Consider the following 20,026-nt stretch of genomic DNA (forward strand, 5'->3'; position numbering starts at 1 on the left):
CCTTCTATCCGTTGAGACGCATATAGCCGTCGCTGCCGAGGACGGAATCGAAGGAAATCCGCACCGTGCGGTCGCTATAGGCGAGTTCGCCATTGATGTGGAAAATCAGCTGCGACAGCTGGGTCTTGTCCTCGACCGCCCGGACAACGACGTTGCGGATACGCGGCTCGAACAGCCTGATCTGCCGCTCGACATCACGGGCAATCAGCGGGATCGAACTGCGGTAGTCCTCTGTCGCGTTGAAATCCCGCAAGCCGTAGTCCGGACGGGTCTCGCAACAATTGCGCCGGCTGTTCAATAGTGTCCGCAGGTTGCTGAGCACGCTGTTCATGACCGCGGTGTCGTCGTTGACGGTGGAACCCGATCCGCCAACGACATCATCACGCTCAAGACGCTGCAACAAACTAACCGATACCATTCCCAACTCCCTTCCGACGCCGGCTCCAGCGGGCAAGATTGCCACGTTTCAGGGCCGGCGGCGGCATTCAACGCGCGCTTCAGGCCTTGTCCAGCTTGCCCTTCAGGGAGAGGGTAAAATCCGCGCCCATATATTTGAAATGCGGCTGAACGGACATGCCGACGCTGTACCAGCCCGGTTCGCCATCGACATCCGAAACGGTTATCTGCGCCTTGCGAAGCGGACGGCGCGAACGGACGTCGGCGGACGGATTGTCCTGATCCGACACGTATTGGCGGATCCAGTTGTTGAGCTCGTTTTCCAGCTCGCCGCGGTTCTTCCAGCTGCCGATGTTTTCGCGCTGGAGCACCTTGATGTAGTGCGCCAGACGATTGACGATCATCATGTAGGGAAGCTGGGTGCCGAGCCGGTAATTCAGTTCGGCATTCTTGCCTTCGGCGGAGTTGCCGAAGAATTTCGGCTTCTGCACCGAATTTGCCGAGAAGAAGGCGGCATTGTCGCTGCCCTTGCGCATGGTGAGCGAGATGAAACCCTGCTCGGCCAGCTCATATTCCTTGCGGTCGGAGATCAGCACTTCCGTCGGAATCTTGCTCTGCAGCTGGCCCATGGCCTCAAAGGTGTGAACCGGCAGGTCCTCGACAGCGCCGCCCGACTGCGGGCCGATGATGTTTGGGCACCAGCGATAGCTGGCGAAGCTGTCGGTCATGCGGGTGGCAAGGGCGATTGCTGCATTGCCCCAGAGATAGTTCTCGGTGCGGCCCTCGGCGCGCTCTTCATAATTGAAGGCCTTGACCGGAACCGTTTCCGAACCGTAGGGCGTGCGCAGAAGGAAACGCGGCATTGCCAGACCGAAATAGCGGGAGTCTTCGGATTCGCGGAAGCCGTTCCATTTGGCGTATTTCGGACCTTCGAAGATCGATTCCATATCCTTGAGGTTTGGGATCTCTTCGAAGCTGTCGACGCCGAACATCGACGGTGCGGCGCCGGCGATGAAGGGTGCATGCGACATGGCACCGACACTGGCGCAATATTGAGCGAGCTTCACATCCTGGGCACCGGGGCCGAAGGCATAGTCGCAGACGACGGCGCCGACCGGCTGGCCACCGAATTGGCCGTATTCGGCGGTATAGATGTGCTTGTAAAGGCCGGACTTGGCCACTTCCGGGCTGTCCTCGAAGTCGGTCAAAAGATCGTCTTTCGAGACGTTCATGATCTCGATCTTGATGTTCTGACGGAAATCGGTGCGGTCGATGGCAAAACGGAGGCTGCGCCAGGTCGATTCAAGCGTCATGAAGTCCTTGTTGTGGAGGACTTCGTCGACCTGGGCCGATAGCTTCATGTCGATTTCGGCGATCATCTGGTCAATCGCCGCACTGTTGACGGTACTGTCGCCACGCGTCGGCTTCAGCAGTTCGGCAATGAAGGCGCTGACGCCCTTCTTGGCGATATCGTAGCCATCGTCGCTCGGGGAAAGCTTGGTTTCCTGCAGGATCTGGTCGAGCAGCGATCCTTCCGTTTCCTGGTAGGTCGTCTCGACTTGCTGCGCCGTCTCTCTCTCAGACATCGTGTGAGCCTTTATTCGATCGTCATCAAAAACGTGAGGTCAGTCCGCAAACTCCACAGGCCGGGCGGTCAAGCCCGGCACAGATGGAGATCCGGTCACTGGTCTTTTTTGGAGGATTCAGTATGGGCAATCAGTTCCGCGAGAAGCTTTTCGCGGGCGTCGTCGTCTCCGAGCACACCCTGGATCGCCTTGCGGAAGGCTGGGACATTGCCGAGCGGACCCTTGAGCGCCACCAGTGCTTCGCGCAGCTCAAGCAGCTTCTTGAGCTCGGGCGTTTGGCGGGCGATCGCTTCCGGCGTGAAGTCGTTGAGGTTGTTGAATTTCAGCGAAACGCTCATCTGGCCTTCTGCGCTGCTTTCGTCGGCAAGCTTGTTGTCGACGGACAAATCGAGCGACAGATTGTGGCTCTTCATAACCTCGTTGAAGTTTTCCTTGTTCACATTGATCAAGGAACGATCTTCGACCGGCGTGTCATCGGCGCGCATCGTATAATCTGCGAGGAACACCATCTTCAGCGGAAGTTCGACTTCTTCCTTCGCATCGCCGGTGGCTGGTTTGTAGCGGATATTGACGCGCTCTTTCGGCGCAACAGACGATTCGTTCGCCATCACCTAATCCCAATCCATGCCTATCGAGGCATATAAAACAAACATTAAGTATAAACGCCGGGGCGCGCCGAAGAGCTTGCCGGTCAGAATATTGCGTGGCCCGAAATGAAGGCCATCGGGATAATGACTGATTGAAATGTCAGTTTTACAACGCTTTTGTCACGGCAATGAAAAACGTGCTGCCATGACTATGTCGAGGCCCGCGAGTGTCGAAACGACCGCGCTCTTGCTTTCCAGCAGCTGGCCCTCATCCATAAAGCGTTTCGCATTCTTGTGGTCGAGCGCCCGCCAGGACAGATTGGCGAGTGCTGCCGCCACCTGCGGTTCCCAATGCGCAAGGCCGTTCTTTTCAGCAATGGTTTCAAGCTTGCCCACAAGCGCCAGAAGCGGCTGCAACAGATCGAAACGCAGGCAATATTCGCCGACTTCGAGACGGGCAAGAAAGCGGTCACGCTCACCATGCCGACCCTCCGCAAAATCCGCCAGAAGCTTAAGGCCCGGAAGGATCTGGCCCTGCTGTGCGAGCTTGGTGGCCTCGGCCTTGGCGATATCGATGTCGGCACCCGGTGCATTCGCGCCATCTCCGGCTTCGACCTCCGCAGCAATCCAGCTGATCGTTTCAGCACTGGCAAACGGCGTTCCGTCACTAAACGAGAGCTGCGCAAGACCCGGCACTCTCTTCAAAAACAGCGCGAGTTCACCGGCGACCGCGATGCGCGCCTGATCATATGGCGCCCCGAGCGCCTGCATGGATTGCGCGATCATATATTGCGCATCGAGCCAGAAGGGCGACGAAAAGAATGCGCTTTCGGCCGACATCAGCAAGTCCTGGTAATTTCCGGCGGCATGCAGGGCCTTGATTTCAGCCAGCCGGCTCGCCTGCGGCGGCGGCAGCAGCGTCTTTCCGGCCCTTTCGGGCGGAAGTCGGTCGATCTGGCCCCATATTGCAAAGCGGGCGCAGAGATAGACACGGGCATCGGCCGGGGCCTCCTGCCGGACCGCTGTCGCGATACGCGCGGCTGTGCTGAAGAGCGTTTGCAACGCCTTTTCCGCGCCCTCACCGACCGCTATCTCGGGCACGGCCGGCATGGCGACCGCACTGGCGGAAGGAACGGGCGACGGGGTCGAAACAGGCACCACCGCTGCCGGAGGCGGCGTTTCGGCGGGCGTTTCGGGTCGCGGCGGCTCAACCGGCGCAGCGACGGCCGACGGCTCCGTCGCGGCCCTTTCCAGCTCGGCTTCGCGTGCAGCCTGGGCCTCGATAGCCTGCCGCGCCTCCCGGCTATGCGGACGCAGGGCACGCACGAGCGGTCCCATCGCCACCGGGTATTTCTTCAGTTTTTCGGACAAAAGCGTGTCGAGCTCGACGAGACGATCATGTGCAATCAGGGCAAAAAGTTTTTTGTCCTCGGCGGGCGGCTCGCTTTCAACCGTCGTCGCCAGCTTTTCCGCCAGCCAATCTAGCGTCCCTGCCCTTCCGCGCTCGCGGCTGAGCGGTGGGAACATGCCCTCCCAATGCTCCGCTACCATGCCGCGCAGGATGCTGATCCCGACCGCCATGCCGCGATAACCTTCCTCGCGATACAGCCCGTAGACAAGCCGCGATGCCAGGACGAGATCCTTCGAACGGCCTTGCAGAATTTCAAGCGTCTTCCGGTTCAACAGCTTCCAGTCGACCGCAGTCGGGCCACCGGTTTCAATCTTGCGGAATTCCGTCTCCAAGGTCTCGAATTCCGGTTCGCCGCGCAGATCCTCACCGGAAGGCAATGGCTCGATCGCAAGCGCACCGATGTCCGCGCGAGAATCGTCGAGAATAAGGCCAAGATTGATGTCCGTCATAAAGGTCTCCGGCTGCCGACCAAGAAGCGGCGACAGGCGCTGATGAAAAGGAAGATTGCGGCAAATGGAGCAAAACGAAACAACGTCATAGTCGTGTAAATTGTAACTTCTATGAAGTGGCGTTCGAAACGCTTCGTCCGCCTACGCAGGGCGAGCGCGCAAACTGTGACGACGGGCGCAGATCAACGAGAAGGCACTGGTGAATGCTTGAGCTGGCGGATTCTTTCGAGAACGGCGCGACAATCGTCCATGCGTCCGGAAAGCTTGACACGCTGACGGCCAAATCCTTCGAGACACATCTGAGGGCGCATGTCGAGACGGGCGGCGGGCCGCTTCTCGTCGACATGCAGGCAATCGACTATGTCAGCAGTTTCGGCCTGCGTTCGCTGCTCATCATCGCCAAACAGATGGCGCCCTATGGCAGAAAATTCGTATTGTTTTCACCCAACGCATCGGTGCTCGAGGTTCTCCGCGTCTCCGGCTTCGTGCGGATCATCGCCGTTGCCGATAGCAAGGCCAAAGCCCTTGCCGATATCGCCGAACCGGCCAAAAGCGGCGTGCAAGAGAACTAGGCATGACCAGGGGCACTGTCAGAACACGTGACATCGATGACGCGCATGATCCGCGAAATAACCGTCGATAACAGGCTCGAGCAGCTGACGGAGATCTACAGTGGCCTCGAAGACTTCGTCGCCGCCAACGGTCTATCAGACGATATCAAGAATCGCCTGTTCCTGGTCACCGAAGAACTGTTCACCAACCTCGTACACTATGGCTACCAGGACGGCGTCGGCGATCTTATCGTCATAAGGGTCGAACGGCAGGGGCTGATCATCCGGCTGACGATACGCGACCATGCGGTGGCCTTCGACGTATCACAGCCGCCGACAGCGCCGGCTTCCGACGCGGATGTCGAAACTATGGAAATCGGCGGCCTTGGACTGTTCCTCGTCCATGAATTCGCACAATCCGTGCAGAGCCGGAGGGAAGGCTCCGAAAACGTCACCGAACTGGTTTTGCCACTATAGGAACGGCTCTATCTCTTTGTTTTTCCACTGGTTACGGATGGAAATCCGCTGCACCTGTTCCTGGAATGCCTCTAGAATTCCACACGCAGAAACGAAAAATCGTCGGGCAGCGTTTCATCTCCGTTGATCGCACGCGCCCAGGCGAGAACGGCGGCCGGCTCGTCCCCACCCGGCTTGCGCGTAAAATCGAGAATATCCTGGAAGGTCAAAGGCTCGCTGCCGTCGGTCCCGATTTCATAAGTCCCGTCGCTCAGCACCAGCAGCCGGTCACCCGGCTGCACATGGACCGTTGATGCGTCGTAATCCAGATCGGCGATCGCGCCGATCGCCATGCCGCCGCTGCCGATCAAAAGATCAGTGCTGACGGAACCATCCGGCATGTCATGGAGCAGGATCGCCGGCGGATGCCCGCCGCTTGAAAAGACAAGCTGTCCGGTCGATCGCTGATACACGCCGTACCAGATGGTGAAGAACATGTTGTTCTGCTTTTCCATTGGAAAGGCCGCGTTCAAACCGGCGAGTACCGCGGAGGGATCGCGAAAATCGGCGTTGGGAAGAGCCGAGGCCCTCAGAACATTGATGACGGATGCGGATAAAAGCGCGGCACCGACGCCGTGACCGCAGACATCGAGCAGATAAATGGCAAAATGATCCGCATCGATATCGTGATATCCAAAGGAATCGCCGCCAAGTTCCGTAGATGGAACAAGCATCCAATCCGTGCGCGGCCCGCTTTGCCGCGGCTGCGGCAATAGCGACAGGACATAGCGCAGCGCATCGTTCAATTCTTCTTCCAGGCGTGTCTGGACGCGCTGAAGCAGCATATTGCTCTCGGCAAGCTGGTCCTCCACCGCTTCGCCATGCTCGATAGTCGCCTCATATAGCAACTTGAGATCTTCGTTCTCGGCACGAAGCGCCTCAACTTCCGCAAGCAGCCGCGCCATGGCGTCGCCGCCGCCGGCGGTTGAAGAAGGACGTTCGTCATCGATCGTGCTGGTAGAAGCCTGGATATCTTGCATAGCGGATTGAACGGGCCAAAAGGTGGTTTCGAGGCGTCACAATAAACGCGCCATGTGACATAATACTGTCAACCGCCGTCTATAGTTTGGTCATCGGAGAAAAGATCGACCGTATATCTTCGATGCGGCAATTACTTGATTTCTAATATACTTGCTCCCGCTTTTTGGGACTTTCCAGCATATTTTCAATCCTGGTTTTGGAAATGAATATAGCAGCCTTTCCGCCCGACACGTCTTCCGCGGCCAAATTTCAATCGCTCATCGAAGTCGATATGGAGATTGGTGTATTCGGTTCGAATTGGAGCCATTGCGATCGTCTTTCCTCCTATGTGGCGCGCATGATCAGCCACAACCGGACTGACTCTTTGCTCTATTCCAATCTTTTCTCCTCGGCTCTCAACGAACTTCTCGAGACCATCTTTCGCACCCATGAAGGATCGGGCAAATTCAGCTGCTCCGTGCGTCGAAATGGCGCGGTCGATCGCGTCGAACTTATCCTTCCCTGTAGCCCCAGCCAGGCGGGCTTTTATCGCGACACCGTCGAACTCGCGAGGGGTCCGGACGCCACGGAGAAATACAGGGAGATGCTCTTTTCATCGGATGTGGTCGATAGGCGCATCGGCCTGTTCGAACTTGCCGTCGACTATTCGGCTGAAATCTCCATCGAGGCCACTGGCGACAACACCATCAAATTGATCGCCGAGCTGGCGCTGGAAGATACGGTAGATTGATGTCGGAAGCAGCAAACAGCACGTACAAGGTCCGCTTCGACGAGAACAATCAGGAGTTCTCGATCATCGGTTCGATGCGCCCGCAATATGTCGAGGAACTCGATTCCTGCATTCGTTTGATGGAAAGCTCGATCGCCAAGGTCAGGGGCACCGTCTACGTCAACGTCAAGCGCCTCGTGCGTCTCAACAATCTTGCCTTTCATGTGCTGGCTAACCTTCTCGTGAAGGCCTGCGCGGAACGGCCGGATCTGAAAATCTCCGTCATCACCTCGAGCGTCGTCGGCTGGTCGACCCGCAAGTTCAGCGCACTTCGCGAAATCAGCCCCAATATCGTCATCGAGCAGTATGACAGCGCCTTCTATCCGGGACAGACCTTTCTGGAAGAGGGTGGGTTCATTCCGGTATTGCGGACCCAGACGAAAATGACGTGGCAGCACGAAAAGGCGATCCTGCCGCGGCATGGCATGCGTGAGGGACTGACGATCGCCGATATCTGCTGCGGCATCGGCGATTTCGCGGTGTTGCTGCACAAGGAATTCCAGCCGGCGCGGCTGGTCGCGCTCGACCATTCGAAATCAAGCCTTGCCTATGCCCGCAAGGTCGCCACCGATTTCGGAATACAGGGCATCGAATATATCTATGGCGACGCCTCCGAAATGCTGCTCGACGAAAGTCAATTCGATTTCGTCACCTGCCGCCATTCGCTGCAGGTCTTCGACCGGCCGGAGCTGATCCTGCGAGAGCTCTACCGTATCTGCAAGCCCGGCGGCCGCGTCTACATCACCAATGAGAAGAACTCCCATTGCCTGGGCGAGCCGCGCGCGGAGTCCATTCAGTGGACATATAACGAAGTCGCCAAGCTCTGGGCGCATTTCAACATGGATATCGAGCTCGGTCCGAAAAGCCGCCGCTATATGACGGAAGCCGGCTTCGAGGACATCCGGATCGAATCCTTCATGGTCACCAATCTCGACGGCGACCCGCAGAATTTCGCTGATATCATCCAGTCGTGGGAAGATGTCTATGCCGGCCAGATGTCGGTTCAGCGCGGCGACAGCGCCGAATTCAACGAGAAATTCCGGCGCGGCTTTCAAGATCACATCTTTGCGGCGCTTCATCCGAAAGGCTATGCCGGCTGGCCGGTCTGGGTCGCATCGGGACGCAAGCCACAATGACAATGGTTGATGACGCTATCGCGCAACCACCGGCCGTCGGCCGCTTTTCCCGTCGCAGCTTTCGCGCAAAATTCATCCTCGTGGTCGGCGCCGCCGTGCTCTTCGATTTGATGCTGGGTGGCGGCATCGCCATCTGGAACGTGCAGCGCCTCTCCCACAACGCCACGCAGCAGGTTGGCGAAGGCCTGACGGAGGCGAGCGAGGAATATCTGCGGACCTACATCAATACGACGGCCGAGCGCGCCGACCTGCTCTTGGATCAGGTGCATTCGGAAGTGGAATCCCTGGCGAACTCGATGCAGGGGCTGATCGACAATCCCGATCTGCGCCAAGACCTTGGAACTACAATCGAGGCCAACCCTCAATTGCGGGACGATCTCGTTTACGACGCAACCGGAAACTGGGCGCAAAACACCGGCGGTGCCTCGGTCATCAGCGTATGGAGCTATCTGCTCGGCCCGGACAAGAAGCCCCTGCCGGAGGTCGATGCGCTCGTCAAGCAGAGCGCCGCCTTCAATCTCTTTGCGCCGGCCCTGCTTGCGACCGGGGCGCCGAAGCTGCAGATGTACTATGTCGGGCCGAAGGATCGGCCGATCATGCGGACAACGCCCTATTCGCAGCAGGCCCAGACCTTCGACAAGCTCTACCCCGGTCACAACAACATGAATTTCTGGGATTTCTTTTTTCCCGGAGTTTACGAAGGCTGGCAGAACTGGATCAAGGATCCGTCTTCGCGCAAAGTTCCTTCCTTAATCACCACGACCGCGCCCTATATCGATGCGATCACCGGCAAGCTGATCGTCAGCTTTTTCCACCCGCTTTGGACGAAAGATCGCAGCGACGTCGCCGGAATGACCGCAGCCGACATCACGCTCGACCAGCTTGCCAGTGTTGTGCAAAGCGTCAACATCGCCAAGACCGGCTTCGGCTTCCTGGCAATGTCGAACGGCAACGTCATCGCCACCAGCAAGGCGGGCGAGGAAATCCTCGGGCTGACGTCGAGCGATGTCGGTGGGCAGGGCGTCACCGGCATCAACCGTTCGCTGCGCAACAGCTCCCAGTCCGCCATTGCTTCGCTGCAATTGCCGCAGGATCAGAGCACGACGATCAAGCACATCTTCCTCAACCGCGGTGGCGAGGACGTCCCCTATCTGGTGGTGCTGAAGCAGTTAAGGCCCGCCAACCTGTGGGACGGCAAGAATATCGTTGAAGAAACGATGTCGCTCGGCTTCGTCGTATCAGAACGCGAGATCTATCAGGCGCTGATCGCTGCCCAGGACAATATATCGAAAGCGACCTCCCGTATCGTCGACTACCAGCTGCTGGCGGTTCTGGTCAGTCTGATCATCGTTCTGATGGCGGTCTTTGCCATTTCCGGCCGTATCACCGCCGGTCTCAGTGCCCTGACCGATGCCGCAAGACGCTTGCAGAAGAAGGACTATAGCGTGCGCGTCAGCGTCTCGACCCGCGATGAGATCGCGGAGGTCGGGCATGCCTTCAACCGCATGGCCGAGGAAATCAGCTTCCACACCGAGAATCTCGAGAGGCTGGTCGACGAGCGAACCCGCGAACTCGAAGATGCCAACGAGGAGATCACCACCCTCAACGAGCGTCTGAAAAGCGAAAATGTCCGTCTCGGCGCGGAACTCGACATTGCCCGCCACATTCAGATGATGGTTCTGCCCAAGGCCAACGAACTAAACGACATCCAGCAGATCGAGATTGCCGGCTATATGGCGCCTGCCGACGAAGTGGGCGGCGACTATTACGACGTGCTGCACGAAAGCGGCCGCGTCAAGGTCGGCATCGGCGACGTCACCGGCCACGGTCTCGAAAGCGGCGTGTTGATGCTTATGGTCCAGTCCGTCGCCCGCGCCCTTCAGGAGAAGGGCAGCGACGATCCGAAGATGTTCCTCGAAGTCTTAAACCGCGCCATCTATAAGAATATCGAGCGGACGAATTCCGACAAGCACCTGACGCTCGCATTCCTCGACTATCACGATCGGAACGTGACGCTCTCAGGCCAACACGAGGACGTTCTCGTCATTCGCCGCGACGGTGCTATGGAGCGGATCGATACCGGCGATCTTGGATTCCCGGTCGGCCTGGAGAGCGATATTTCCGCCTTTGTCGCAACCCGCAACCTGCCCTTCGAAAGCGGCGACATCATCATATTGCACACCGACGGCGTGACCGAGGCGGAAAGCCCGAGCGGCGAGCTTTTCGGGTTCGACCGGCTTTGTGCCAGTGCGCACGACTACCGCTCGGGCGGTGCCGACGAGATCGTTCGCGGCATCATCGCGGATCTGATGGCACATATCGGAACGCAGAAAATTCACGATGACATCACGCTCGTAGTTATGAGGCATCGCTAGGCATGATCCAGCAATTCGGACACACCGATTCTGCAAACGGGGCAGCAGCCGATCTCAGCAAGCTCCGGCTTTCGGAAGGCTCGCTTGATATCAGTTGGCATCATTGCAGCACAACTGCGGACTTTCTCGGCGACTTCTTTGCCGTCCAGGCAAAGGCCGGCGATCCGGAACTCAACGAAATTCGCCATGCGATCGGTTACCTCGTCAACGAACTTCTTGAGAATGCAGTGAAATTCCGCGCGCCCGGCGATATCGAGATCGAGGCCTCCTTCGAAGACGGCAATTTCGAACTGCGCGTCTTCAACCTGATCGAGAAAGAGACCGCCCTGCGTTTTCAAGAGCTACTGTCAGAAATCACCGCTCGCGACGCAGGGGTACTTCTGATAGAGCGGATCGAGCAGAATGCAGCCGATCCTTCGTCGAGCGGATCCGGCCTCGGCCTGCTGACATTGATGAGTGACTACGGTGCGCGTCTGGGGTGGAAATTCATACATGACGAGGCGGCCGGCCCAGTAGAGCTTCAAACCTATGCCGCGCTTTCCCTCTCATGAGACGCAGATAAACTGAGAAACGGTTATCGAAAATGGAAATTAAGACCAAAGAATATCGCGTGTGGCGGGAAGAAGCGACGATCCACTACGAGGGAACGATGCGCCTTTCCGGGACGGAGGCCTATGCGCCCATTCTCGAACTGATGGGTGACGTATTGAAATCGAAGCCGGAAACGATCGTTCTCGACGTGACGGAGCTCGAATTCCTCAATAGTTCCGGCATTAATCTTCTTGCGAAATTCACCATCGAGGTTCGCAATCAGCCGGATGTCGGCATGGCGGTCAAGGGGTCGACCCGGATTCCGTGGCAATCGAAGTCCCTCCCCAACCTGAAGAAGCTCTATCCGGCCGTCGAACTGACGATCAACTAAACTGTCTGGCGCCGCCAAGACCTGAAGCAGCAATCGCTGGGAGAAAGACGTGGCGGAGCCGGAAAAACAAAGCGCGGTCAAGAGCCTCGCAGCGGTATGCGAGGCGATTGCACATGCCAGCTTCGACGATGCGGAACTGCTCTTCAATATCGTCGCCGACGAGACGGTTTCAGAAGACATTCGCAACCTCGCGGAGACGTTCGCCAGCATGATGGTGCAGGTCGAGGCGCGCGAATTTCACGCCAGCCAGCTGATCGCGGATCTCAAGGAAACACAGCGCCAGCTCGAGGCGGCCCAACAGCAGCTGCAGCGCGAAAACACCAATCTTAAGCAGCGCTTGAAAAAGCTCGATGTCCATTTCGATGAGACACAGGCCGATCTCGAAATCAAGGAAATCGTCGAGACTGAATATTTCCGCGAACTGCAGCAACGGGCAAAATCGCTGCGGTCGAAATTCAAACACCAGGCCAACGGCGAGTCCCCGTGACCAAGATCATCTCGACCCACTCCTATCGCGGCGGCACCGGCAAATCGAACCTCACCGCCAATCTTGCCGCGGGCCTTGCGCTGCGCGGCTACCGCGTCGGCGTCATCGATACCGATATTCAGTCCCCGGGCATCCATACGCTTTTCAAGGTCGATCCGCACAACCTCCGTTTTACGCTCAACGACTATCTTTGGGGCCGCTGCGGGGTGACGGAGACTGCGCTCGACGTTACTTCGGGCGTGGTCGATGAAAACGATACCGTGGTGGTGCCGGAAGGTGGGCGCGTCTTCCTCGTTCCGTCGAGCATCAAGACTGGTGAAATCGCGCGCATCCTGAAGGAGAAATACGATGTCGAGGACCTGAACAGCGGCTTTCAGAACCTCTGCGTCGAGCTGAAGCTGGACTATTTGCTGATCGACACGCACCCCGGGGTCAATGAGGAAACGCTGCTGTCGATCGCGATTTCGGATACGCTGATGCTGTTGCTGCGTCCGGATATCCAGGACTACCAGGGAACGGCTGTCACTTTGGAGCTCGCGCGTAAACTGGAAGTGCCGCAGCTGCTTCTGGTGGTCAACAAGGCGCTGGAAAGCTTCGACTTCCAGGACCTGTCGCAACGCATCTTTTCTAGCTACCGGACGCCGGTTGCGGCTGTGCTGCCGCTGTCGACCGATCTGGTGCGCATCGGCAGCACCGGTCTCGTCAGAACGCTATCGCCGGACCATGCCTTTTCGGCGGGTGTAGAGGCGATCCTCGATCTCATCGAGGAATAGAGCGTTTTTTCGACTCATCCTATCGCGTGAACCGCTCTGAGGACGGTCAGGTCTCGAAAAGGCCGTGGACGAATTCGTCGACCGAACCGATGCGCTCTTCCCTCTCGAAGCGGAGAGCTCCGGCAATCGCCGCCCAGGCGGCAGGGTCGAGATCGGCAATCGGCTCCGGCTCGATCTTTTGCGCGGCCACCTGGTTGGACGGCTGCATGAGGAAGGGATGAATGCCCGTCAGCAGCTGATAGGCAATGCAACCGAGGGCGAAAATATCGTCGCGCGGATCGCGGATTGCGCCGTCGAACATTTCGGGGCTGGCATAGGACGTCGTCAGCGCGTTCAGCGACTGGACATCGAAACCGCCCAACGAACCAGCCGTCGCAAGACCGAAATCGAGCAGTTTCACGCTATTGTCATCGCCAACGAAAATGTTTCCCGGCTTGAGATCGGAATGCACGACGCCGTTCTGGTGCGCGTAGGCAAGCCCAGCGCAAATACCCTTGAGCATCGAGACGATCTTGCCGCCCGGCATGGCCTCACCGGCTGTGCCGGCCAGAAGCCTGCTGAGCGGCCTGCCGGTCAGCAATTCCATGACGATGAATATCTCGGACCGATCGCGGTCGAAATCATAGACCGTGGCGATGTTCGGATGGGCAAGGCTTTGTGCCTTGCGAGCCTCGGCCTCGAGCACGCGCAGAGAATCGGAATTGTTGCGGAATTCGTCATTGAGAAGCTTCAGCGCCACATAGGGCGCGCCGGCCCCCGCCTCCAGACGCCGCCGGTCGACCGCTGAATAGACGATGCCCATGCCACCCCGGCCGATCTCCGCATCGAGGATGAAGCGGTCGCGGAGAATGGCGCCGACGCCGGCGCGCTGGCCGTTGAAACCATCCATCTTGCCGAGCTCGAGTCCGTCCCGGGCATTGCCGCTGACGGCACGGCGCGCATCGGAGCGGAACCTGGCGCTCTTATAGTTGGCGAGCAGCCCGTCCAGCGCGTCCGGGCGGCCGGCGGTCCTGGAGGCGGCATCTGTCGACTGCCTGTCCTGTCGCAGGCCGCGGTAGTCCTTGACCAGGGCGGACAGGACGACATCGTCGACCTTGCTTTGCACATCGCTATATTGCGGCGGCGCGGCCCCATGACCGGGCAGGCCCACATAGGATGATGGTAGCGGGGGAATTTTTTCCGGGGGGTGCTTCGGCGTCGTTGCCGCGGATTCTGATGGCGATCCAGTTTGCCGCAGCAATGGTACGGTTGGTTCGTCAAACAAATCCTCATCGGGAGCATGCGATGTACCGGCACTTCTGTCTGCTTCCGGCTCCCCCGACCGCCCTGAGGCTGATGCGGGCAACAGCTTCAGGAGAATATCGGCAATGTCGACAGGAAGCCGGCCCACCGTCGCCGCATTGGAGATGGCCTCCCGAACCCTTGCCGCGCCCGCTTCGCCGCTGGCAATTTCGGCGGCCAGCCGGCTGACGAGGCCGTCATAGGTCAGCTTCCCGGTGATGAACAGTCCAATCGCCCCATCCGCGTCTTCGGCGGGAGGTTCGCTATGATCACCTTTTTTTCCCAGCAAGAATTTCAGGTTTCAACACTCTCGAGATCGATGCGCGATACGGAGCCTGGACGACGAATGTCATAGCGTTGGAGCTTCTCGACAATCGTGCGTCGGCTGACATTGAGATTGCGCGCCGCGCGGCTTTGATTCCAGTTCACTTCCCGCAATTTCGCTTCGATCACCAGAGCCTCATATTGGCCGACGATCGATTTCAGGTCCCCGGCGGGGATCGTGCTCGACATTTCCACCGCCGGCTTTCCGGCAAAACCGGTCAGTTCGGTCGGAAGATGGATGCGATCTATCTGCTGGCCATCATCGACGAGCAGCACGGCCCGCTCCAGGATATTGCGCAACTCGCGCACATTGCCGGGATAGCTCCAGCACATCAGCGAATCCAGCGCCTCAGCCGAGAGCTGCGGTGCCTAGCGTCCGATATTGCCGGCAGCGATGGCCAGGAAGTGATTGACCAGCTTCGGTATGTCAGACGGTCGTTCGCGCAGCGGCGGAACGACGATCGGGAAGACATTGAGGCGATAGAAGAGATCCTTGCGGAACTCGCCACGCTCGATCTTCTCCTCGAGATTGACGTTGGTGGCTGCGACGATGCGGACATCAACATAGTCTGCCTTCGTCGAACCGACGCGCCGAACCTCGCCCTCCTGCAGCAGGCGCAGCACCTTGGCCTGCAGGCTGAGCGGCATGTCGCCGATCTCGTCGAGAAACAGCGTTCCCTGATGCGCCTCGTGAGCGAGGCCAGGCTTATTGGCGACGGCTCCGGTGAAGGCGCCCTTGACGTAACCGAACAGCTCGCTTTCCAACAGGCTCTCTGGCAATGCGGCGCAATTCTGCGCCACGAAGGGCTTGCCGCTGCGCTCGCTCGACGAATGGATGAAATTCGCCATCATCTCCTTGCCCGTGCCGGTCTCGCCGCGCAACAGGATGGGCACGGCGGAGCAAGCGGCGCGGGCAATCAAGCCATAGGCGCGCTCGATCGGCGGACTGTCGCCAACAAGGCCCTTGGGCTTGACGACTTTGCGCGCCACCTTGTTGAGGAGGCGGCTATTTTCCTGAAGCAATTCCTCGTTCTGGCGGCCGAGCTGACGGATCAGCCGCTGGTTTTCCTCCAGCAAGCGGGTGTTCCAGATGGCGACAGCGGCATGGGCGGCAAAGCTCTGCAATGGCCGCAGGAGGAAATCCGGAAGTGCGCCGACGGCTCCCGTTGCCTTGTCGCGGACATTGACGAGCTGCAGAATGCCGATCGTCTGGTCGCCATGAATGAGCGGCGCGATGACGAGGGACGATGTCTGGAAGCCGATCGCCTTGTCCATCTGCCGGATGTTCGAGAAATCATAGCCGGCGGCACTGTTGATATCGGCGAGATTGACGGCGGTTGCCGTCGAAACGGCGAAAGCGGCAGGCTCCTGCAGATTGAGCTGGAGCGACTTCCCATAGATTGCGATACGCGCCTCCGACTGCGATCCCTCGGTCAGGCCGCGATAGTTGAAGGATACGCGGTGCAGATGCCGAGCGAGCCGATCCAGCGTGAAGATTGCCGCGCCTTCGGCATTCGACAATCGCATGGCTGCCTCGACAACGCGTGACATCAAGGTCTCGATACGTCGCTCGTTGGAGAGCGCAATCGTCAGATCCACAAGGTCTTCATAGATCGTGCGATTGTTCATCTTCGCGACCTTGGACCTTTCCTCTCTCGGCAAGCGTTGATCCAGCGCCATCGCAGCCCCTCGCCGCCCCTGCACCAGCAACTAAGACAGGAGGTAAGCGAAGCCTCCCGTTTCCGCGAGTTCGACGCTGACCTTGTCATGGCTCCTGCCCTCTTCGCCGAGATTGCTGAGCAGCTCGGTCGCGAGCTGCGGCAGGAGCGTACGATTGATGATGTGATCGATATTGCGGGCACCGGTTTCGACTTCCGTGCAGCGGGCAGCGATGGCGTTGACGACGTCGTCGGAATAGGAAAACGCCATCTTCTGGTTTTCGCGCAGACGCTTGCCGACCTTGTTGAGCTTCAGCCTGACGATCTTTTCGAGCGGTTCGCCAATCAACGGGTAGAAGGGCACGATCTGCATACGGGCGAGCAACGCCGGCTTGAAATGGGCGCTGAGCGTCGGGCGGATCGCCTCAACCAGTTCCTCTACCCCTGGCTTTTCGCCGCGCGTGCCGAGTTCGGTGAGGATGTCGGTCGCGAGATTGCTGGTCAACACGATGATGGTGTTCTTGAAATCGACCAGGCGACCTTCGCCGTCGGAAAGCATGCCTTTGTCGAACACCTGGTAGAAAAGGTTCATGACTTCCAGATCGGCCTTCTCGACCTCGTCGAGCAGGACGACCGAGTAAGGGCGCTGGCGCACCGCTTCCGTCAGCACGCCACCTTCACCATAGCCGACATAGCCGGGGGGCGAGCCGACGAGCTTCGAAACCGTGTGCTTTTCCTGAAATTCCGACATGTTGATCGAGATCAGGAAGCGTTCGCCGCCGAAGAGCTGATCGGCAATCGCTGTTGCGAGTTCGGTCTTGCCGACACCCGAAGGGCCGACGAAGAGAAAGACGCCCATCGGCGCATCCGGATTCTGTACGCCGGCCTTGGCGACGCGCACGCCATGGTCGATCGCCTCGATCGCCTGATCCTGACCGATCACGCGCTGGCCGAGATTTTCGGCAAGCGTCAGGATCGACTTGGCTTCGTCGCGGACCATGTTGCCGAGTGGAATGCCGGTCCAGTCGGCGATCACCTGGCCAATGGCTTCCGACGTCACTTCGAAGGAGACCAGCGGATTGCCGCGCTGCAGCTGCTTGAGCTTGGCGGAAGCCTCCTGGAACTCGCTCTTCAGTGCATCCGCATCGATGGCAGAAGCTGTGGCTTCGCCGCTCACCTCTGCCGGCGTCACCGCCTTATCGCCGTCCAGCGGCAGGCCGAGCTGGCTGCGGATTTCGAGGATGCGATGCACGAGCCCGACTTCCTCGTTGCGCTTGGCGATCAGGTCGGCAGCCTCGGTTTCGAGGGTTGCGACGTCAGCTTCGATTTCCGCGATGCGCGGATCGGTGTCGCCAAGATTGGAGTGATCATCGCGCAGCAGCGCTTGGAGCGCGCGCTTCTGCTCGGCGATTCGCTTCTGCTTGAGCTCAATGACGGAAGGCGTCGAGGACAGTGACAATTTGACCCGGGCACAGGCGGTGTCGAGAACGTCGACCGCCTTGTCGGGCAATTGTCGGCCGGAGATGTAGCGGGCGGAGAGCTTGGCCGCGGCCTCGACGGCGCTGTCGCGGATATAGATGCCGTGTGCCTTCTCATAGGCGCCACGCAGGCCGCGCATGATCGTGACCGCCTGTTCCGGGCTCGGCTCATCGAGCTTGACGAGCTGGAAGCGGCGGGCGAGAGCCGGGTCCTTTTCGAAATATTTTTTGTATTCGCTCCAGGTCGTGGCAGCGATCGTGCGCAGCTCGCCACGGGCAAGCGCTGGCTTCAGAAGGTTTGCGGCATCCGCCCCGCCGGCAGCACCTCCGGCGCCGATCAGCATGTGTGCTTCATCGATAAACAGGATGATCGGCTTCGGCGAGGCCTTGACCTCGTCGATGATCGCCTTGAGCCGGCTTTCAAATTCACCTTTTACACCGGCTCCGGCCTGCAACATACCGAGATCGAGGCCGATGAGTTCAACATCCTTCAGGAAATCCGGAACATCGCCCTCGGAAATCTTCAGGGCCAGGCCCTCAACGACAGCCGTCTTGCCGACACCCGGATCGCCGACACAGATCGGATTGTTCTTGCGCCGGCGGCCGAGGATATCGATCATCTGCTGGATTTCGAGATCGCGGCAGAAGACGGCATCGATCTTGCCGGCGCGCGCCTGGCTGGTGAAATTCGTGCAGAATTTGCCGAGCGCGCTGTCGGGATCAGCGCCCGCCACGGCGCCCGTGCCGGCAACGGCGGCTTCACCGCGGCTTGCGGCCGCAGCCTCGCTCTCCTGCGAGCCGTCGACGGCGGTGACGAATTCCTTCTTCAGACGTTCGAAGGAGATAGAACCGAGAACGGACAGCCACCGATCATCGCCAAAGCGATTGGGGCGAGCAAAAACAGTCGCAAAGAGACTGCCGGAACGGACCTGGTCAAGCCCCAACTCCACGGAACTTACCAGCCAAGCGTCGGTCAGCCATTCCACCAGAAGCGGCGAGAAGACCGGGCGACCCTGGTTGCCACTGCGGATCGTTTCCAGAACCCCCTGCAGCTTGCGCTTCAGGTTTGCCGGATCGACCTCGAAATAGCGGCAGATGGATTGCACATCATGCTGCGTGTCCTCGATGAAGACGAGCAAAAGGTGCTCGATCGAGACTTCATAATGGCCGCGGGAAACCGCAAGGCCTGCAGCCGATTCCAGAGCGCGACGGCAATAGGTGTCAAGGCGCCCGATCAGGCGACGAAGGTCCAGGTCAACCAACGAAATATATCCTTGTTCGCGTCACAGAAAAAAGGACGCTTGAAAAGTCTCAATTGAAAATACTGTCGACATATAGCTAGCGTGCCGATGTAACAGGAATTTTTCAACTGTCACAAAATCGGCTTTCAATGAGGCCGTCCCCGCAAGATACGGGAACGGCTGCAACCGGGCATCGCAGGCTCCAACGGGAGCAAACTCCGCGTGAACCCGATCAGGCGACCGGCTTGCGCCAATCGTCGGAAGCCGAAGTGCCGGCCTTCTCGTGGGTCCAGTCGCACTTGCGGTAGGTGAACGACCATTCTTCGACGTTGCCACGGGAGTCGTTGGCGGAGTCATGCACGTCCGGGAGGATCGTCTTGCCTTCGACGAGAACGGCATCGGTCCACTTGATGGTGTAGTAGTGTTCCTGCGTGCCCTTGGTCGAGGTGCGCCAGAACTTCAGCTCGATTTCGAGGTTTTCGCCAGTGGCAAGCGCCTGCCAGAGCATCGGCGAAGCCTTGTCGAGCGGCTTGACGAACATGGCCGGCTCATGACGGCGCGTGCCGATGGCGGTGCCGGAGTTCGGATCGCGCGGAACGATCGCGTTGCTGCGGAACGAGTAGACGATGGATTCGCCTTCGTGGCCTTCCTGCCAGGTGTTGCCGATGGAGTCAGCGGTCGAAGCGTCCTTGGTGATGGCGCCCTGAGTAGAGCCAGTGATGGTAATGTAGCCGATGTTAGCCATGAAAAATGTCTCCAGAAAAATCGCAAATGATCAACTGACGGTTCGAGGGTGTCAGCGCCAACATCAGCAGCAAGCAGCATGCCAGTCTCATCGCGGAAAAATTCCTCAAGCTTAACCAGAGACTTGAAGCGGTGACATCGATTTTTCATCCGCTTTCAGCCGAGCAGTTTTCTTCTCAGCACCGCTGCAATCGCGCGGGTTTCCATACGGGTGCTTCGGGCGGAAACATCACGGGATCGCATCATCAATGGGAGAGGTCCGATTGATTTCATTGGCTTTCCTGTCTCCACCCTCCATTGCCGAAATGGGCACTGCGCATTTTTTCTGGAATTGACGGCATCGCCCGATCGGAGAAATTTG

At 58.8% G+C, this 20,026-nt stretch carries 19 protein-coding genes; 9 read left to right on the forward strand and 10 right to left on the reverse strand.

Features of this window, described 5'->3' with window-relative positions:
• Nucleotides 1-4: 4 nt before the first annotated feature.
• From tssE to tssA, 4 genes are all read right to left on the reverse strand, one after another.
• Complete coding sequence (gene tssE / locus FHT86_RS28110; RefSeq protein ID WP_133709929.1) at nt 5-418, reverse strand: type VI secretion system baseplate subunit TssE; 414 nt, start codon at nt 416-418, stop codon at nt 5-7.
• Between the two features lie 79 nt (nt 419-497).
• Nucleotides 498-1,982 carry a type VI secretion system contractile sheath large subunit gene (tssC, locus tag FHT86_RS28115; RefSeq protein ID WP_133709928.1) on the reverse strand — a complete coding sequence of 495 codons (1,485 nt, stop codon included), beginning with the start codon at nt 1,980-1,982 and terminating at the stop codon, nt 498-500.
• A gap of 95 nt (nt 1,983-2,077) precedes the next feature.
• Entirely contained in the window at nt 2,078-2,590 is a 513-nt protein-coding gene (tssB, locus tag FHT86_RS28120; protein ID WP_133709927.1) for a type VI secretion system contractile sheath small subunit, read from the reverse strand.
• A 159-nt stretch (nt 2,591-2,749) separates the two neighbouring features.
• Nucleotides 2,750-4,429, reverse strand: a complete 1,680-nt coding sequence (tssA, locus tag FHT86_RS28125; protein ID WP_133709926.1) for a type VI secretion system protein TssA — start codon at nt 4,427-4,429, stop codon at nt 2,750-2,752.
• 203 nt (nt 4,430-4,632) lie between these two features.
• On the opposite strand from tssA, the gene FHT86_RS28130 reads away from it, so the two are divergent.
• Nucleotides 4,633-5,001, forward strand: a complete 369-nt coding sequence (locus FHT86_RS28130; protein ID WP_133709925.1) for an STAS domain-containing protein — start codon at nt 4,633-4,635, stop codon at nt 4,999-5,001.
• Nucleotides 5,002-5,037: 36 nt separating this feature from the next.
• A complete protein-coding gene (locus FHT86_RS28135; RefSeq protein WP_133709924.1) occupies nt 5,038-5,457 on the forward strand; it encodes an ATP-binding protein in 420 nt (139 codons plus the stop codon).
• Between the two features lie 71 nt (nt 5,458-5,528).
• Here the strand turns inward: FHT86_RS28135 and FHT86_RS28140 are convergent, their stop codons facing one another.
• A complete protein-coding gene (locus FHT86_RS28140) occupies nt 5,529-6,476 on the reverse strand; it encodes a PP2C family protein-serine/threonine phosphatase (RefSeq protein ID WP_133709923.1) in 948 nt (315 codons plus the stop codon).
• Nucleotides 6,477-6,679: 203 nt separating this feature from the next.
• Here FHT86_RS28140 and FHT86_RS28145 point away from each other — a divergent pair, with 203 nt between their 5' ends.
• The 7 genes from FHT86_RS28145 to FHT86_RS28175 are packed head-to-tail and all read left to right on the forward strand — an operon-like array spanning nt 6,680 to nt 12,939.
• Nucleotides 6,680-7,207 carry a ubiquinone biosynthesis methyltransferase UbiE gene (locus tag FHT86_RS28145; RefSeq protein ID WP_133709922.1) on the forward strand — a complete coding sequence of 176 codons (528 nt, stop codon included), beginning with the start codon at nt 6,680-6,682 and terminating at the stop codon, nt 7,205-7,207.
• Nucleotides 7,207-8,382, forward strand: coding sequence for a class I SAM-dependent methyltransferase (locus tag FHT86_RS28150; RefSeq protein ID WP_133709921.1), 1,176 nt, complete (start codon nt 7,207-7,209; stop codon nt 8,380-8,382). The genes FHT86_RS28145 and FHT86_RS28150 overlap by 1 nt, the downstream gene beginning before the upstream one ends.
• Nucleotides 8,379-10,757: a SpoIIE family protein phosphatase gene (locus FHT86_RS28155; RefSeq protein WP_246779699.1), complete on the forward strand. Its 2,379-nt coding sequence runs from the start codon at nt 8,379-8,381 to the stop codon at nt 10,755-10,757. The genes FHT86_RS28150 and FHT86_RS28155 overlap by 4 nt, the downstream gene beginning before the upstream one ends.
• Before the next feature lie 2 nt (nt 10,758-10,759).
• Nucleotides 10,760-11,308 (forward strand): slr1658 superfamily regulator, encoded by a 549-nt coding sequence (locus FHT86_RS28160; protein ID WP_133709920.1) that lies wholly within the window; start codon nt 10,760-10,762, stop codon nt 11,306-11,308.
• A gap of 32 nt (nt 11,309-11,340) precedes the next feature.
• Nucleotides 11,341-11,679 (forward strand): slr1659 superfamily regulator, encoded by a 339-nt coding sequence (locus tag FHT86_RS28165; protein WP_133709919.1) that lies wholly within the window; start codon nt 11,341-11,343, stop codon nt 11,677-11,679.
• 49 nt (nt 11,680-11,728) lie between these two features.
• Entirely contained in the window at nt 11,729-12,166 is a 438-nt protein-coding gene (locus FHT86_RS28170) for a hypothetical protein (RefSeq protein WP_133709918.1), read from the forward strand.
• Entirely contained in the window at nt 12,163-12,939 is a 777-nt protein-coding gene (locus FHT86_RS28175) for a MinD/ParA family protein (RefSeq protein ID WP_133709917.1), read from the forward strand. The genes FHT86_RS28170 and FHT86_RS28175 overlap by 4 nt, the downstream gene beginning before the upstream one ends.
• Before the next feature lie 46 nt (nt 12,940-12,985).
• Here the strand turns inward: FHT86_RS28175 and FHT86_RS28180 are convergent, their stop codons facing one another.
• The 5 genes from FHT86_RS28180 to FHT86_RS28200 all read right to left on the reverse strand — a co-directional run bounded on the left by FHT86_RS28180 (nt 12,986) and on the right by FHT86_RS28200 (nt 19,666).
• Nucleotides 12,986-14,509 (reverse strand): serine/threonine-protein kinase, encoded by a 1,524-nt coding sequence (locus tag FHT86_RS28180; RefSeq protein WP_133709916.1) that lies wholly within the window; start codon nt 14,507-14,509, stop codon nt 12,986-12,988.
• A 5-nt stretch (nt 14,510-14,514) separates the two neighbouring features.
• Nucleotides 14,515-14,877, reverse strand: coding sequence for a helix-turn-helix domain-containing protein (locus FHT86_RS28185; protein ID WP_183868941.1), 363 nt, complete (start codon nt 14,875-14,877; stop codon nt 14,515-14,517).
• A 36-nt stretch (nt 14,878-14,913) separates the two neighbouring features.
• Complete coding sequence (locus tag FHT86_RS28190; RefSeq protein WP_183868943.1) at nt 14,914-16,173, reverse strand: sigma 54-interacting transcriptional regulator; 1,260 nt, start codon at nt 16,171-16,173, stop codon at nt 14,914-14,916.
• Nucleotides 16,174-16,254: 81 nt separating this feature from the next.
• Complete coding sequence (gene tssH / locus FHT86_RS28195; RefSeq protein ID WP_133709914.1) at nt 16,255-18,942, reverse strand: type VI secretion system ATPase TssH; 2,688 nt, start codon at nt 18,940-18,942, stop codon at nt 16,255-16,257.
• Nucleotides 18,943-19,153: 211 nt separating this feature from the next.
• Nucleotides 19,154-19,666, reverse strand: a complete 513-nt coding sequence (locus FHT86_RS28200; protein WP_133709913.1) for an Hcp family type VI secretion system effector — start codon at nt 19,664-19,666, stop codon at nt 19,154-19,156.
• Nucleotides 19,667-20,026: the final 360 nt, after the last annotated feature.

The sequence above is a fragment of the Rhizobium sp. BK313 genome (genome assembly GCF_014193655.1).
In the GTDB taxonomy this organism is placed as follows: Bacteria; Pseudomonadota; Alphaproteobacteria; order Rhizobiales; family Rhizobiaceae; genus Rhizobium.